Raw genomic sequence first — 14,461 nt, 5'->3', positions numbered from 1 at the left:
TGGTCCCTATATGGCCAGTGCTGTCAGCCCGACGACGACCAGCCGAGGTCCAGACGCGCCGAGGTCAAGGCCGCCGCACCTGGACAAGTCGCTCCACAATGCCAGCCACCTCCTCTGGAATGGCCGGTATGGTGCCCGATTTCCGTGTCGACCCGAAATCGAGGCCGGCGAAAAAGAGACCTGGAACAGCGCCGACGCCATCCTCGTGGACGGGCTGGCCGGCCGCATCGAGCGCGCCAGGAAGCCGGACCCATGAGAAATCGCCGGTGAAACCCGTGCACCAGATCACTGATCTGATGCCGCTCGCCGTCCAGTCGAGGGAGCGGATCGGAGGATCGGGCAAGCGCGGGGCAACCGTCTCGGCTGGATCATCCTCGGCCAGGGGCGCATCGAGGCCGGCGCGCTCAATGTACTCGTCGACCAGGCGCTTGGCATTCGCCGAAACCTCGTCGGCAAATCGCATATGGTCGTCGAGTTCGTCGCCGAAGACGAGGCTGCCATTCTCCACGCCCCTGAAGCGGCCGAGCAGCACCACGCCCTGTGCACTCAGCGATTGCAGGCTGATTGTATGGGTCGCGCCGACCAGCGCGCGGGCCTGCAGCTTGCCGGAGGGGAGGACGAGTTCCTTGCGCGGAACGTCGAGAAAACCGGACAGCGTCAGCCATTTAAGTATGTTGCCCCCGCGGTAGCGCCGCACCCAACGGCCGTTGCGGCTGGTCGCCAAAAAGACCGCACGTCCGGCCACCGCCAGATCCTCGGCGATCTGGCCGCCCGACTGGCCGCTGCCGACCACCAGCACCGCGCCATTCTCGAACTCGGCCGGGTTGCGATAAGCCGAAGAATCGACTTGGCGAACTGCCGCCGGCAAGTCCGCCGACCCTGGTGGCCGGACCTGTCGGTTCTGGTCGCCGGTGGCGATCACCACATTGCGCGCCAGAAGCACGCCACGAGCCGCCGTAGTGACGCGAAAGATCCCATCGTCTCTCGTCAGCTCTTGAACCGGAGTTTGGGTGCTTACCGGCAGGCGGTGCCGCTCGGCATAGCCTTCGAGATACGCGACAAATTCGTGGTGGGTTATCGCGCCCCAGGGCTCCGGCCCCTCGTAGGAATCACCGGGTAAGATGGAGCGAATGGTCGGCGAATTCAGTCGAAACGAATTCCATCGCTGCGTTCGCCACGTTTCGCCGATCCGGCCTCGATCGAGCACACGGTGGTCGCGGCCCTGCCGTTTCAAGAAGTAGCTGACGCCGAGCCCCGCCGGACCGGCGCCAATAACGAGGGCGTCAAGAACTTCGCTCATGCATTCCCCCTGCCAACCATACGTCCACAAGATCGTATGGCTCGGCTTCGGGCAAGAACAGAGTTCCGGCTGGGATTGCGCTATCCGCGCCGGCTCACCCCCAGATTGCCAGCCCCGCTAGGCCGACGATGCCCACGACCAGCCGCCACCAGCCGAACAGCGCATAGCCATGGCGCGAGACATAGTCGAGCAGGAAGCGCACGACGATTAGCGCGGTGACGAAGGCGGCGACGAAGCCGACGGCGATGATAGGCAGGTCGGCACTGCTCAGCACATTGCGGTTCTTGAACAGGTCGAAGGCGAAGGCGCCGACCATGGTCGGGATGGCAAGGAAGAAGGAGAATTCCGCCGCCGCCCGTTTGTCGACCCCGAGCAGCAGCGCGCCGACGATGGTCGAACCCGAGCGCGATGTGCCGGGGATCAGCGACAAGCACTGGAACAGCCCGATCTGCAGATAGAGCCTGGTCGGGAACCGCTCGACATCGTGGTAATATGGCTTCGGCTTCATGCGATCGACCAGCAGCAGGATGACGCCGCCGATGATCAGCATGATGCAGATCAGCCGCGGCGATTCGAACAGCACCGTCTTGATGAAATCATGCGCCAGCGCGCCGACGACGGCCGCCGGCAGGAACGCGATGAGAATGCCAAGGACGAAATGCCGCGTCAGCCGATCGTATGGCAGTTCGAGCAGCATCTTCCAGAGCCGGCGGAAATAGACGCTGAGGATCGCCAATATGGCGCCGAGCTGGATCAGGATCTCGAAGGCCTTGCCGGTCGAATGAAAGCCGAGGAAATGGCCGGCGAGCAGGATATGACCGGTCGAAGACACCGGAATAAACTCGGTCAGGCCCTCGAGCATGCCGAGCAGCAGCGCTTCGACGACGGTCTGGCTTTCCATGGCAACCTCGGCGTTGGAGGGAGGGCTTGAGAAAACGGCTTGCTTGTCACGGCGCGGAACTCCCCCTATAGGTCGCAGCACCCTGACAGCCCCTGAATCGGGCGGCCAAGACTTACCGGCGCAGCCGGCGATTTGCCAGTGCGCTCTATTATCGCGGGACCATGCTAACGCTTTTCCACCATCCGATGTTCGCCAGCTGCCGCTTCGTCCGCCTCGCCTTTGGCGAGTATGGCGAGGAACTGGCACTGATCGAAGAGAAGCCGTGGACGCGGCGCAAGGAGTTCCTGGCGCTGAACCCGGCCGGCACGCTGCCGATCCTGCTTGCCGAGGGCGACGTGCCGATTGTTGGCGCAGTGGTCATTGCCGAATATCTCGACGAGACGCGCGGCGTACTCAAGCGCGACAAGCGGCTATTCGCCGAAGACCCGTTGGAACGCGCCGAAATCCGCCGGCTGACCGACTGGTACCTCAACAAGGCGGAAAGCGAGGTTACCCGGCATCTGGTGCGCGAGCGCGTCCTGAAGCCGGTCATGCCGGAAACGGCGGGCGGCGGCTCGCCCGATTCGGCGGCGATCCGCGCCGCCCGCGCCAATATCCGCCAGCACATGAAGTACACCAACTGGCTGGCCGGCACCCGTCATTGGCTGGCCGGCAACAAGGTCACCTATGCCGATCTCGCGGCGGCGGCGGCACTGTCGGTGCTCGACTATCTCGGCGAGATCGACTGGCGCGAACACAGCGCTGCGCGCGAATGGTATACCAGGGTGAAATCACGGCCTTCGTTCCGGCCGCTTCTGTCCGACCGGGTGCGCGGCCTGTCGCCGGTGTCACATTATGCGGACCTCGATTTCTGACGCGGCAAAGCTGCGCGCGCTCATCGACCGCGAGGCGCGGAACGCCGGCTTCGACGCTGTTGCCGTCACGACGCCCGATGCGATCCCGCAGGCGCCGGCCCGGCTAGCCGAATTCGTTGCCGACGGCTTTCACGGATCGATGGACTGGATTGCCGAAACGCTCGAGCGGCGAGGCAAACCGACGGCGCTTTGGCCGGAGGTCCGCTCGATCATCGTGCTGGCGATGAATTACGGCCCCGACCACGACCCACGCGACATCCAGACAAAGCGCGACCGCGGCGCGATCTCCGCCTATGCGCAGAACCGCGATTATCATGACGTGATGAAAGGCCGGCTGAAGGCGATCGCCGGCAAGCTCGTGGCGCGCACCGGCGGCGACGTCAAAGTGTTTGTCGACACCGCGCCGGTGATGGAAAAGCCGCTGGCCGAGGCGGCCGGCCTCGGCTGGCAAGGCAAGCACACCAACCTGGTCAGCCGCGCCCATGGTTCCTGGCTGTTCCTCGGCACTATCTTCACGACGGCCGAGCTGGTGCCGGACGCGCCTGAGGACGATCATTGCGGCTCCTGCCGCGCCTGTCTCGACGCCTGCCCGACGGACGCCTTTCCGGCGCCTTACCGGCTCGATGCGCGGCGCTGCATTTCATACCTCACCATCGAGAACAAAGGACCGATCCCACATGAGTTCCGGGAAAAGATCGGCAATCGCATCTACGGCTGCGACGACTGCCTGGCCGCCTGTCCGTGGAACAAATTCGCCCAAGCTGCCTCCGAGGCTAAGCTTGCCGCCCGCGCGGACTTGCGCGAACCGCCGCTCGCCGAGCTGCTTTGCCTGAACGACGCTGCCTTCCGCGCGCTTTTTTCGGGCTCGCCGGTCAAGCGCATCGGCCGCGACCGTTTTATCCGCAACGTGCTGATCGCGGCCGGCAATTCCCAGGACTTGTCGCTGGCCGGCGCCGTCCGCGCGCTGCTCGACGACGCCTCGCCGCTGGTTCGCGGCGCTGCGGTATGGGCGCTGGCGCGGCTTGTGCCGGGTCGGGAGTTTGCCGAACGCGCCGCAGCCGCTTTGCAAGCAGAAGATGACGAGGCGGTGAGAGGCGAATGGCTTCTGGCCCTGGCAAAGCCGATCGAGGCGCATACATGACAAAAAAGCAGATTTTCATCTTCGGCGCCGGTTATTCGGGCAAGGCCTTCGCCCGCGCCAACAGGGATGCCGACACACCGATCTTCGGTACAACACGGTCGCTGGAAAAATTCGCGGCGCTGCGGCAAGCCGGTATCGTGCCGCTGCGTTTCGATGGCACGCTGACCTCCGAAATCGGCGATGCGCTTGGGAAGACAACCCATCTCGTCGTCTCGGTCGCGCCGGACGAGGCCGGCGACCCGGTGCTGGGCGCGTCACGCGAGGTGATCGCGGCCAACATGCCGGAGCTCGAATGGATCGCCTATCTCTCCACCGTCGGCGTCTATGGCGACCATGGCGGCAACTGGGTGGACGAGGCCGCCGAATGCCGGCCGTTGTCGAAGCGGTCGGTGATGCGTGTCGCAGCCGAGCAGGATTGGCTGCAACTGGGCCACGACATCCACCGGCCGGTGGCGATCCTGCGGCTTTCCGGCATTTATGGGCCGGGCCGCAACGCCCTGGTCAATCTCGAAAACGGCACCGCCCGGCGACTGGTCAAGCCGGGCCAGGTGTTCAACCGCATCCATTGCGACGATATTGCCGGCGCTCTCTGGCATCTAGCCGAAGGCGATCGCGGCGGCATCTTCAACGTCACCGACGACCTGCCGGCGCCGCCGCAGGACGTCGTCGCCTATGCCGCCAGGTTGATGGGCATCGAGCCGCCGCCCGAAATTCCGTTCGAGACCGCCCAACTTTCGCCCATGGCGCGGTCCTTCTATGGCGAGAACAAGCGTGTCGCCAACGCGGCGATCAAGGCGGCCGGCTATGGCTTTCGCTTCCCCGACTACCGCTCGGCTCTCGACGCCATGTGGGCGAGCGGCGACTGGCGCGACGGCGAGGCGCGCAGTCCGATGAAACGGTCGTGATCGATACGTTGCGCGGGGCGTGGTATGATGCGGTTCAAATCGCGGAGGGGTCCAGCTTGGGGAAGACGTTAAAGCGAGCCTTGCCGGGAAAAACACTGCTGCTGACGGCAGCACTGGCCGTCGCCGGCCTAACGCTTGCCGCGCAAACGGCGAGCGCTGAGCAACGGGCAAAAGAGCTGTTCGGCGCCAAAAAGCTGCCGGCACTCGCAGCAGCGCAATCGATCGGCTTTTATTCCAAAGGCTGTTTTTCCGGCGGCGTCGCGCTGCCCATGGACGGCCGGCACTGGGAGGTGATGCGACCGTCGCGCAACCGCCGTTGGGGCCATCCGGCAATGATCGCGCTAATCGAGAAACTATCACGCGATGCTGCAGCCGACGGCTGGCCGGGCCTGCTGATCGGCGACATCTCGCAACCGCGCGGCGGACCGATGCTTACCGGCCATGCCTCGCACCAGATCGGCCTCGACGCCGACATCTGGCTAACGCCGATGCCCGACCGCAAGCTTTCGACCGAAGAGCGCGAAAACATCAGCGCTACCTTGATGGTCGATGAAAAGACCCATCTGGTAAAGGATGGCCTGTGGACGCCGATGCACACGCGGCTGTTGAGGCGCGCCGCGAGCTATCCCGAAGTCGAGCGCATCCTGGTCAATCCAGGGATCAAGAAGAAGCTCTGCGACACGGTCAAAGGCGACCGCAGCTGGTTGCGCAAGGTCAGGCCGTTCTGGGGCCACGATTACCACTTCCACATTCGTATCGGCTGCCAGCCTGGGTCACCCGACTGCAAGGCGCAGGAAGCGACGGCGCCAGGCGATGGCTGCGACCAGGCGCTGGCCTGGTGGTTCACCGAGGAGCCGTGGCGCCCCAACAAGAATCCGGACAAGCCGAAGGCACGCGACGTGATGACGATGGCGAACCTGCCCAGGCAATGCCAGTTCGTGCTCGACGCGCTGGCTCCGGCCTCGGCGGAAGCAGTCACCTATTATGGCGACGGCGTGCCGATCGCGGCCGTACCCGCTCCCGCGGCAGAGCCTTCGCCGCCGCCGACGGTCGCAGCCGGCGCGGCAGCGCTTCCGGCCTCGGCGAACGCCTTTGTGGCGACCCCCGAGATCCGCATTCCGCTGCCGCGGCCACGACCGGGGCACTGATGCGGGCAGCGTGTTCGCTGTCTGCATCCGTGCATCTCCACTTCGAAAACCGATTTCCCTTTTTGCGGTCATGCGCTAGTCAACGAGAGAACGGCGATACGCGTCGGGAACGGACGAGAGCATGCCAGGCGTAAGCGACGACGACACTCTGTTGCGGTTTCCGATTCTGATCGGCGACATAGGCGGCACCAATGCGCGCTTCTCGATCGTGCTTGACGCGAATTCCGAAGCCGGCGAGCCGACGATCGTCCAGACCGCCAACTTCAATACGATCGACGAGGCGATCCAGTCGGCCGTGCTCGACCGCTCGTCGGTCCGGCCGAATTCAGCTGTGCTGGCGGTAGCCGGTCCTGTCGAAAGCGACGAGATCCCGCTTACCAATTGCCCATGGATCGTCAAGCCGAGACAGATGTTCGCCAGTCTCGGTCTCAGCGACGTCGTGGTGCTCAACGACTTCGAGGCGCAGGCGCTGGCCGTCGTCGCGCTCGGCGAAGAGCATATGGAAAAGATCGGCGGTGACGCGCCGGAACCGAATTCCGGGCGGGTAGTGCTCGGCCCGGGAACCGGGCTCGGCGTCGCCGGGCTGGTCTATGCGCTGCATCACTGGATACCGGTGCCCGGCGAGGGCGGCCATATGGATATCGGCCCGCGCTCGCCGCGCGATTTCCAGGTGTTTCCGCATATCGAGAAGCTCGAGGGCCGCATCTCCGGCGAACAGATCCTGTCCGGGCGCGGCCTGGTCAATGCCTACCGGGCGGTGGCCAAGGCGGACGGCAAGCCGTCGCCCTTTACCACGCCCGCCGAGATCACCGCCGCGGCGCTGGCAAAGAACGATCCGGTGGCCGAAGAGGCGCTGTCGATCTTCGTCACCTGCCTGGGACGCACCGCCGGTGACCTCGCTCTGGTGTTCATGAGCCGCGGCGGCGTGTTTCTCACCGGCGGCATCGCGCAAAAAATCCTGCCGGCGCTGCGGACCGGCAATTTCCGCGCCGCCTTCGAGGACAAGGCGCCGCACAGTGCCCTGATGCGCAGCATGCCGGTCTATGTCATCACCCATCCGCTGGCGGCGCTTTTAGGGCTGGCCGCCTATGCCAGAAATCCGTCGCTGTTCGGCGTGCAGACGGCGGGGCGGCGCTGGCGGGTCTAGGATACACGCTGCGCCGCGACGAAGTTTCGCCATTCTCGGCCATAGGCAAGCCGTCATTGCGGCGTTAAGACGTTGCCGAATTGCAGCCCGGCCGAACCAAAACCACAAAGCGCTCCAACTTGACACTTCCAGCACCAACCAAAGGGAAAGTCCGGCCCGGCGAGATCGTGGCGGTGATCCGCCGCATCATCGCCGAGAACAGCCGCGATTACCGCTGGTACTATGTTCTTGCCGTGCTGTGCCTGGTGACGATCGCGGCGACGACCGCCTTCACCGCCTGGATCATGAAGGATCTCATCGACCAGATCTTCTACAAGCAGCGCGGCGATCTTATCGCGCTGATCAGCGTGTCGATTCTGGCCGCCTTCATGCTGCGCGGGCTGGCCAGCTACGGCCAGGCAGTGACGCTGGCCAAGATCGGCAACAATCTGGTGGCGCGCTATCAGCGCCGCATCTTCGACCACCTGATGAAGCTCGGCGTCAGTTTCTTCAACGACACCCGTTCGGGCCGGCTCGCCGCGCAGATCAACGAGAACGTCAACGGCATCCGCGATCTCCTGTCGATGACGCTGACATCGCTGGCACGCGATGCCGTATCGCTTGTCGCGCTGGTCGGCGTCATGATCTGGCAGGACCCGGTGCTCTCGGCGATGTCGCTGCTGATCGGGCCGCCTTTAATTTACAGTGTCACCTATCTGATGCGCCGGGTACGTCGCATCACTCGCGAATCGGTGCAGATCAACTCGCGGCTGATCGGCGCCATGCAGGAAGCGACGCAAGGCATCGCTATCGTCAAGGCCTTCACCCTGGAGGACGAGCTGTCGCGGCGCATCGGCGGCCTCGTCGCCGGCGCCGAGCAGCGGGCAAACAAGATCGCCCGCGTCTCGGAACGGCTGACGCCGATCTCCGAAATGCTGGCCGGCTTCGCCGTCGCCGGCGTCATCGCCTATTCCGGCTACCGGGCGACTGTCGGCGGCCAGCCGCCGGGCGCGGTGTTTGCCTTCATCACCGCCCTGCTGCTTGCCTATGACCCCGCCAGGCGGCTGGCGCGTATGCAGGTCGGCATGGAAAAGTCGCTGGTCAATGCGCGCATGATCTACGAGCTTCTCGACCTCGAGCCGCAGCAGGGTGACGTGCCGGGAGCCGCCGAGGCGAAATTCACCTCTGGCGAAGTGCGCTTCAACAATGTGTCCTTCCGCTATGTCGAAGAGGCGCCGGTCCTGCAGGATCTGAGCTTTGTCGCCGCTGCCGGCAAGGTGACCGCCATCGTCGGAGCTTCGGGCGCCGGCAAGACGACGCTGGTTGCGCTGCTGCAGCGCTTCTACGACGTCGAGTCGGGCAGCATCGATATCGATGGCCAGGACATTTCAAAGGTCACCAAGCATTCGCTGCGCGGCTCGATCGCCTATGTTTCGCAGCAGCCTTATCTGTTCGAAGGCACCATCCGCGACAACATCCGCTACGGACGTCTGAGCGCCACCGACGCCGAGATTGAACGCGCCGCCCAACAGGCCGCAGCCGACGATTTCATTCGCCAGCAGCCGCAAGGCTACGACACGCCCGTCGGCGAGAACGGCGTGACGCTGTCGGGCGGCCAGCGCCAGCGCGTATCGATTGCCCGCGCCATCGTTCGGCAGGCGCCGATCCTGCTGCTCGACGAAGCCACCTCGGCGCTCGACAACGAGGCCGAGGCCCGCGTCCAGCAGGCGCTGACCCATGTCATGCAAGGGCGCACCACCATTGTCATCGCGCACCGGCTGTCGACGGTGGTCAATGCCGACCATATCATCGTGCTGGAGCAGGGCCGGCTGGTCGAACAGGGCACGCACGCCTCGCTGATGGCCGACCCGCACAGCGTCTATGCCCGGTTCCACCGGGTGCAAGGCAGGAAAGGGCTGGGGCTTGTCGATGACGGCAAGCCAATCCAGAGTGCGGCGCAAAATGTCCGCGCGAAAAAGGTGGTCGGGAGACATTCATGAGTGACATGCCGACCGCGAGTGAAATGGGCCTGGTGGTGGTCGGCGCGGCCGGCCGCATGGGCCAGGCGCTGATCCGCGCCATCTACACCATACCGGGCGCGCGCGTCGCCGGCGCCATCGCGCCGGCCGGATCGCCCCATATCGGCAAGGATGCCGGCGAGCTGGCCGGCGTCGGCCGGCTCGGCGTGGCGATCGGCGACGATCCGCTGCCGGCCTTCGCCAAGGCCGATGGCGTGCTTGATTTCACGAACCCGGCGGCGACCGTCGAATTCGCCGGCTACGCGGCGCAGGCGCGCATCGCCCACATCATCGGCACCACCGGCTGTTCGGCCGAGGACAATGCGAAGATCGCGGCGGCGGCGCGGCACGCGACGATCGTCAAGTCAGGCAATATGAGCCTCGGCGTCAATCTGCTGGCGGTGCTGGTGGAGCAGGCGGCGCGCGCGCTCGATGCCGACGATTTCGACATCGAGATCCTGGAAATGCATCACCGGCACAAGGTCGACGCGCCGTCGGGAACGGCGCTGCTGCTCGGCGAAGCCGCCGCTAATGGGCGCGGCATCGACCTTGACGGGAACAGCGTGCGGTCGCGCGACGGCCATACCGGCGTGCGCAAGGCAGGCTCGATCGGTTTCGCCAGCTTGCGCGGCGGCTCGGTGGTCGGCGACCACAGTGTGGTGTTGGCCGGTACCGGCGAGCGCATCACGCTCGCCCACCATGCCGAGGACCGGGCGATCTTTGCCCGCGGCGCAGTCAAGGCAGCCCTGTGGGCGCGCGGCCGCAAGCCGGGCCTCTATTCGATGCGGGACGTGCTCGGCCTGACAAGCTGATCCACAAAATTTGAAGGAGCAAATATGTCGAGAACTCTCGTGCTCGTGCGCCACGGCCAGAGCGAATGGAACCTGAAGAACCTTTTTACCGGCTGGCGCGACGTCGACCTGACCGAACTAGGCCATACCGAAGCCAAGGCGGCCGGCGCCAAGCTCAGGGCGCGCGGCATGAAATTCGACATCGCCTTTACGTCGTCGCTGATCCGGGCGCAGAAGACCTGCCAGCATATTCTTGACGCCGTCGGCCAGAGCGACCTCGAGACCATTCGCGACCAGGCGCTGAACGAGCGCGACTATGGCGATCTCTCCGGCCTCAACAAGGATGATGCGCGCAAGAAATGGGGCGAGGGGCAGGTGCATGTCTGGCGCCGCTCCTATGACGTGTCGCCGCCCGGCGGGGAAAGCCTGAAGGATACCGGCGCGCGCGTCTGGCCCTATTACCTGCACGATCTGCAGCCGCATGTGCTGCGCGGCGGCACCGTGCTGGTGGCGGCGCACGGCAATTCGCTGCGCGCGCTGATCATGGCGCTGGACGGCAAGTCGGGCGAGGAGATCGTCAAGCTCGAACTCGGCACCGGTGTGCCGATCATCTACACGCTCAACGCCGATTCCACGGTAGCGTCGAAGGAAGTGCTGGAGCACTGAGCCGGAGAAGGAACGCGGCTTTCAAAAAAGCGCGTTGACACTCATCCTTTGCCCGCTTAATGAGCGCGCACCAGCCCAGATGGCGGAATTGGTAGACGCGCACGGTTCAGGTCCGTGTTCCGCAAGGAGTGGAGGTTCGAGTCCTCTTCTGGGCACCAAATTCCCGTTTCGAACTTTTGATAAGGTTCAGAAACCCCAAGAAAAAGCCCCGGTTTTGCCGGGCCTTTTTCTTGGCCGGATGTCCTCTGTCGCCCATGGTACCCCATAAGTATCCAATAATTATCCGTCCGGGTTAGGCAGCGATCTGTCGTTGCGGCAGCGCACCAGCGGAAGGATTTCGCCGGAGATCACTCTGGTGATCTTTTGCTGCTTGGCGTTGGTTACGACGGTCATGCACGCGCATCCGTAGCCGTGGCCGGAACCAGGCACATTGGTCTCGACGAATTGCCGCTCGTCAAAGGCCGGCACATTGTCGATGCCTTTGGGATCCGGTCGCCCCTGCATCTGCATCCACCAATCCCCGTCACTGTCGGTCAGGACGAGGTTGCCGGGTGTCGGGCTGGAGTACCAGCCACAACGGCGCTCGGCGTAGGCGGCGGCAGGCAAGGACATGATGGCCAGGCAGAAACAGGTAGCGAATAATGGGCGCATGAGAACCTTTACCTCCTTAAGTAAAGCAGGTCATGCCGCCGATAATCTGCGTTGACGCAGGTAACGAGGCGGCATGATTTTGTAGGCCTTATGGCCTCAACTTCGTGTCCACATTTTCTTCGATCAATCCGCAATGAAGCGTCACAGGCTTCCTTTGGACATCGCTTAGTGGACCGTCGATGAAATCGCAGCTGAGCAGATTGTCCGGACTGCTCTTGCGTGCGGATGCAACGTTGACGTTGACCTCGGGAGGGCCGGCAAGCCAGTCGAGACGCTTCGTGTCGACCTTTGTGCCGCCGATGTGGGCGTGGCCCGCTGTGCCCGCTATCTCGACCTCTTCGTCCTGCGGCGTGAGATCGATCTGGCCGACTTCGTTGGCGTGCTTCTCGGCACTCCGCTTCGGGTCACCGTAATAGGAGGCGAGGACAACGATCCCTTCCTTTTCAGTCGCGAGCTTGGCGGCTGCTTTTTTGGACAGCGTGACGTTGACGTCGAAGCCGAGGTCGCCCTGGGCTGTCGCCGGCACAGCACATGCTAACAGCGCAGATGCTGCAATCGTTACTGCGGGCAGTGATCTATAGCGTTTCACAATCCACCTCCTTTAGCCCCTCACGCAATGCCGATACCCCCGCATCCTTTCGTGTCTGGCTCCGGCATCACGCTCGCCGCCGGCTTCACCGTGAAACAACATTCAGACCAACGCGCGACAGTTGAGGATCTGCTGGAGGCAGATTCAAACGCTTCAATCTGTCGGCGGTTTCCTGCTCTATGTGCAGCCCCCAATCGGAAAAGAACCGGGTCAGGTCCTGATTTGCGACCGTACTGGCACGCAGGATGAAGGTTTGTACCTTGACCGCATCCTGCTTATTGGCATCGTCCAGTGGATGCTCGCGGTAATATCGGTGAAGCTTCGGATAGAAGTCCTCGCCGAGACCCCGGCGCAATTGATCGAACATGACCAGCCGCACCCAAAGCTCATCGTCGTCATCCGCGCTGGCGCATTTGTTTTTCATTGTCGAAATCGCGCGTCTTCCGCGCCAGATATCGCGCCGCCAGATCCAGCGGCGTCTTGCCGGTAGAGTCATCGCGCTCTTTCAAGCGGGACGGATGGCCAAAATGTGCCTGGGCATTGAGGGAATAGATATTGACCGTAGTTTCTACGATCTCGCCCCAGGTCCAATCCTCCTGCTGGTACATATGGCCGGTTTCATGCCAGATCGACCACGCTTGCCGCAGCTTATTCACGTCCAGCAAATCACCCATGTTGCTGCCGGGGACACCCATAAAATAGTTGCCAGCGTACATGTATATGCCGTCGTCGAAGACCTTCGCCGGTGTCACCGTGTCCTGCTGATAGTGCATGCGCAAACGGGATGCCCGATGAAGTTTGGAGGAACCGTCGAGACCGGATAGTGCATCGTACCAGCCTAGAATTTGCTCGAGGGCGTCGAGAATTTCCGCAGGGTCGTCCTGAGGCGCCCTCATATAGACTTTGCGGGTCGCGGTAATGGCAACACGCTCGCTTATCATCTCGACGAATGGCGCACCGGGCATGTCGGTGAGCATTTTACGCCAGTCTTCGAAGCTTGTTTTTCCCTTGACGTAGAGGGGGATCGAACTGCCGCCGCGCACGATTGCCACGTCGATCGGAGGCAGAGCCGCACTGAAGCCGCTGTAGGCGTAGCGGAAATGGATCAGCCCGTCGCGCTTCGCCGTGAAGTCGGTGCGCCCTTCCTTGGCAATGACCAATGCGGGTCATCCTGGGGTCTTTCGTCATAGAAGCTGTTCATCGGGCCGATCATGATCATCAAGCCGTCGGGGGAAGGCGGCAGGCCTTCGGCCGTAACCGATACTGCCTCTCCCTTTCTCACGAACACACCGCTTGGCTGATCGTCCATCAGCTTCGTGCGTCTCAGCCTATTGGCCTCGGGTGTGGCTGCAGGCATCGGAGCGAGGCGATAGCGCTTGTTCAGATTGTCGAATTCCGACACCGCTGCCGACGCCGCTGCCGGTCGGTCGCCATTGCCGGCCGGATAAAGCAACCACTGGGCGTTATCGTCCAAGCTGGCGTCATAGACGATGATCTGAGCGTCGTCCGCACGTTCATTGGCCCTGACGTTGAGCGTCGTGCCGCTGTCATCCAGCTCGATGCCATAGCTGTTCAGATGCGGCTTGAAGCGCCATGCCTGCCCCTCAGCGGACTGCTCGTCCTTGAGGACGACACTCGTATTCCCGTTTTCGTCTTCGTCGCCCCCAGCAAGATACGTTCCGTATCGTCGAGACCGGATCTGATAGGTTGCGCCGTTCGTTTCCCCCGTCGCCCTGGTGATGGTCCATAGCTGCGCGGGACCATCCTTGGGTTTGCGAGCGGACTGACCAAGCACGATCTCGCCATGCCTGTCTTCAAAGACGGTGAGCGCTTTGTAGGAATGCTTCGCGACGATGTAATAATCCCCTTCGGGGATCTCAGCGGCACTTGCGACCGGAACAATTGCCGCCAGCAACAGCCCAGCTATCAAGTGCACTGCAGATACGATGAAGGTCTTCATCCCGGCACCGACGTGTCAATTCGCGGCCGGAACGGGACAACTCATCGGATCGCCCTGCTTGCCGCATTTCAGGTAACCCTCGAAGGCTTTGACACGGGATTGCGCCAGGCTATCCATGCACTGCGCGGCGAGCATTGGCATTGCGCTTCCTCCGGCCGCTCCCGCGGTCTGGAAACGGCACTCCGCGTCGCGAAATTTGTCCCAATCCCGCTGCGCCTGAACGAGAAGCTTCTTGGTATCCGCGTCGCCCTTCAGGCGGGCTTCGATCTGTTGGTAAAGCTCGTTGAGCTTCTTGTCGGATTTCTTGAACGCCGCATCGGCGCACGCATTCAGCGAGGCCTGATCCTTGGCGGCGTCGTAGCACTTGTCCTGGGCGAGTACGAAATTCGGCACGGCCAGAACCACGGCGGC

General features: G+C 63.3%; 16 protein-coding genes and 1 tRNA gene. 9 read left to right on the top strand and 8 right to left on the bottom strand.

What is annotated here, in order from left to right; genetic code table 11:
- Positions 1-64 precede the first annotated feature (64 nt).
- Both NKH71_RS23935 and NKH71_RS23930 read right to left on the bottom strand, forming a co-directional pair.
- On the bottom strand, positions 65-1,300 hold the full coding sequence (locus tag NKH71_RS23935; RefSeq protein WP_352592275.1) for a flavin-containing monooxygenase: 1,236 nt from the start codon (positions 1,298-1,300) through the stop codon (positions 65-67).
- A 94-nt stretch (positions 1,301-1,394) separates the two neighbouring features.
- Entirely contained in the window at positions 1,395-2,201 is an 807-nt protein-coding gene (locus NKH71_RS23930) for an undecaprenyl-diphosphate phosphatase (RefSeq protein WP_352481365.1), read from the bottom strand.
- 161 nt (positions 2,202-2,362) lie between these two features.
- Between NKH71_RS23930 and NKH71_RS23925 the strand changes: the two genes are divergently transcribed.
- The 9 genes from NKH71_RS23925 (at position 2,363) to NKH71_RS23885 (ending at position 11,008) form a co-directional block, all read left to right on the top strand.
- Positions 2,363-3,055, top strand: coding sequence for a glutathione S-transferase family protein (locus NKH71_RS23925; protein ID WP_352789108.1), 693 nt, complete (start codon positions 2,363-2,365; stop codon positions 3,053-3,055).
- Positions 3,036-4,196 carry a tRNA epoxyqueuosine(34) reductase QueG gene (gene queG, locus NKH71_RS23920; RefSeq protein WP_352789111.1) on the top strand — a complete coding sequence of 387 codons (1,161 nt, stop codon included), beginning with the start codon at positions 3,036-3,038 and terminating at the stop codon, positions 4,194-4,196. Before NKH71_RS23925 ends, queG begins: the two co-directional genes overlap by 20 nt.
- Positions 4,193-5,101 carry an SDR family oxidoreductase gene (locus NKH71_RS23915; protein ID WP_352789113.1) on the top strand — a complete coding sequence of 303 codons (909 nt, stop codon included), beginning with the start codon at positions 4,193-4,195 and terminating at the stop codon, positions 5,099-5,101. Before queG ends, NKH71_RS23915 begins: the two co-directional genes overlap by 4 nt.
- Before the next feature lie 56 nt (positions 5,102-5,157).
- Complete coding sequence (gene mepA / locus NKH71_RS23910) at positions 5,158-6,249, top strand: penicillin-insensitive murein endopeptidase (RefSeq protein ID WP_352789116.1); 1,092 nt, start codon at positions 5,158-5,160, stop codon at positions 6,247-6,249.
- A 121-nt stretch (positions 6,250-6,370) separates the two neighbouring features.
- Entirely contained in the window at positions 6,371-7,396 is a 1,026-nt protein-coding gene (locus tag NKH71_RS23905; RefSeq protein WP_023718823.1) for a glucokinase, read from the top strand.
- Between the two features lie 119 nt (positions 7,397-7,515).
- Positions 7,516-9,375, top strand: a complete 1,860-nt coding sequence (locus tag NKH71_RS23900) for an ABC transporter ATP-binding protein (protein ID WP_352895366.1) — start codon at positions 7,516-7,518, stop codon at positions 9,373-9,375.
- Positions 9,376-9,380: 5 nt separating this feature from the next.
- Complete coding sequence (dapB, locus tag NKH71_RS23895) at positions 9,381-10,205, top strand: 4-hydroxy-tetrahydrodipicolinate reductase (RefSeq protein ID WP_352789161.1); 825 nt, start codon at positions 9,381-9,383, stop codon at positions 10,203-10,205.
- A gap of 24 nt (positions 10,206-10,229) precedes the next feature.
- Positions 10,230-10,850 carry a 2,3-bisphosphoglycerate-dependent phosphoglycerate mutase gene (locus NKH71_RS23890; RefSeq protein WP_352789120.1) on the top strand — a complete coding sequence of 207 codons (621 nt, stop codon included), beginning with the start codon at positions 10,230-10,232 and terminating at the stop codon, positions 10,848-10,850.
- A 73-nt stretch (positions 10,851-10,923) separates the two neighbouring features.
- Positions 10,924-11,008: transfer RNA gene (locus NKH71_RS23885), tRNA-Leu, on the top strand.
- A gap of 121 nt (positions 11,009-11,129) precedes the next feature.
- Here the strand turns inward: NKH71_RS23885 and NKH71_RS23880 are convergent.
- From NKH71_RS23880 to NKH71_RS23855, 6 genes are all read right to left on the bottom strand, one after another.
- Positions 11,130-11,501, bottom strand: a complete 372-nt coding sequence (locus tag NKH71_RS23880) for a DUF4087 domain-containing protein (protein WP_352481359.1) — start codon at positions 11,499-11,501, stop codon at positions 11,130-11,132.
- Positions 11,502-11,589: 88 nt separating this feature from the next.
- Entirely contained in the window at positions 11,590-12,090 is a 501-nt protein-coding gene (locus NKH71_RS23875; protein WP_352495428.1) for a hypothetical protein, read from the bottom strand.
- An 85-nt stretch (positions 12,091-12,175) separates the two neighbouring features.
- Complete coding sequence (locus NKH71_RS23870; protein ID WP_352789121.1) at positions 12,176-12,514, bottom strand: M60 family metallopeptidase; 339 nt, start codon at positions 12,512-12,514, stop codon at positions 12,176-12,178.
- Complete coding sequence (locus NKH71_RS23865; RefSeq protein WP_352789123.1) at positions 12,486-13,250, bottom strand: M60 family metallopeptidase; 765 nt, start codon at positions 13,248-13,250, stop codon at positions 12,486-12,488. Before NKH71_RS23865 ends, NKH71_RS23870 begins: the two co-directional genes overlap by 29 nt.
- Complete coding sequence (locus NKH71_RS23860; RefSeq protein ID WP_352789125.1) at positions 13,196-14,050, bottom strand: RICIN domain-containing protein; 855 nt, start codon at positions 14,048-14,050, stop codon at positions 13,196-13,198. The genes NKH71_RS23865 and NKH71_RS23860 overlap by 55 nt, the downstream gene beginning before the upstream one ends.
- Before the next feature lie 15 nt (positions 14,051-14,065).
- A complete protein-coding gene (locus NKH71_RS23855; protein WP_352481356.1) occupies positions 14,066-14,455 on the bottom strand; it encodes a lysozyme inhibitor LprI family protein in 390 nt (129 codons plus the stop codon).
- Positions 14,456-14,461 lie beyond the last annotated feature (6 nt).

This window comes from Mesorhizobium sp. M0983 (assembly GCF_040318975.1).
In the GTDB taxonomy this organism is placed as follows: Bacteria; Pseudomonadota; Alphaproteobacteria; order Rhizobiales; family Rhizobiaceae; genus Mesorhizobium.
The sequence above is the reverse complement of the archived record's forward strand: the minus strand, read 5'-3'. Positions and strand labels throughout refer to the sequence as shown.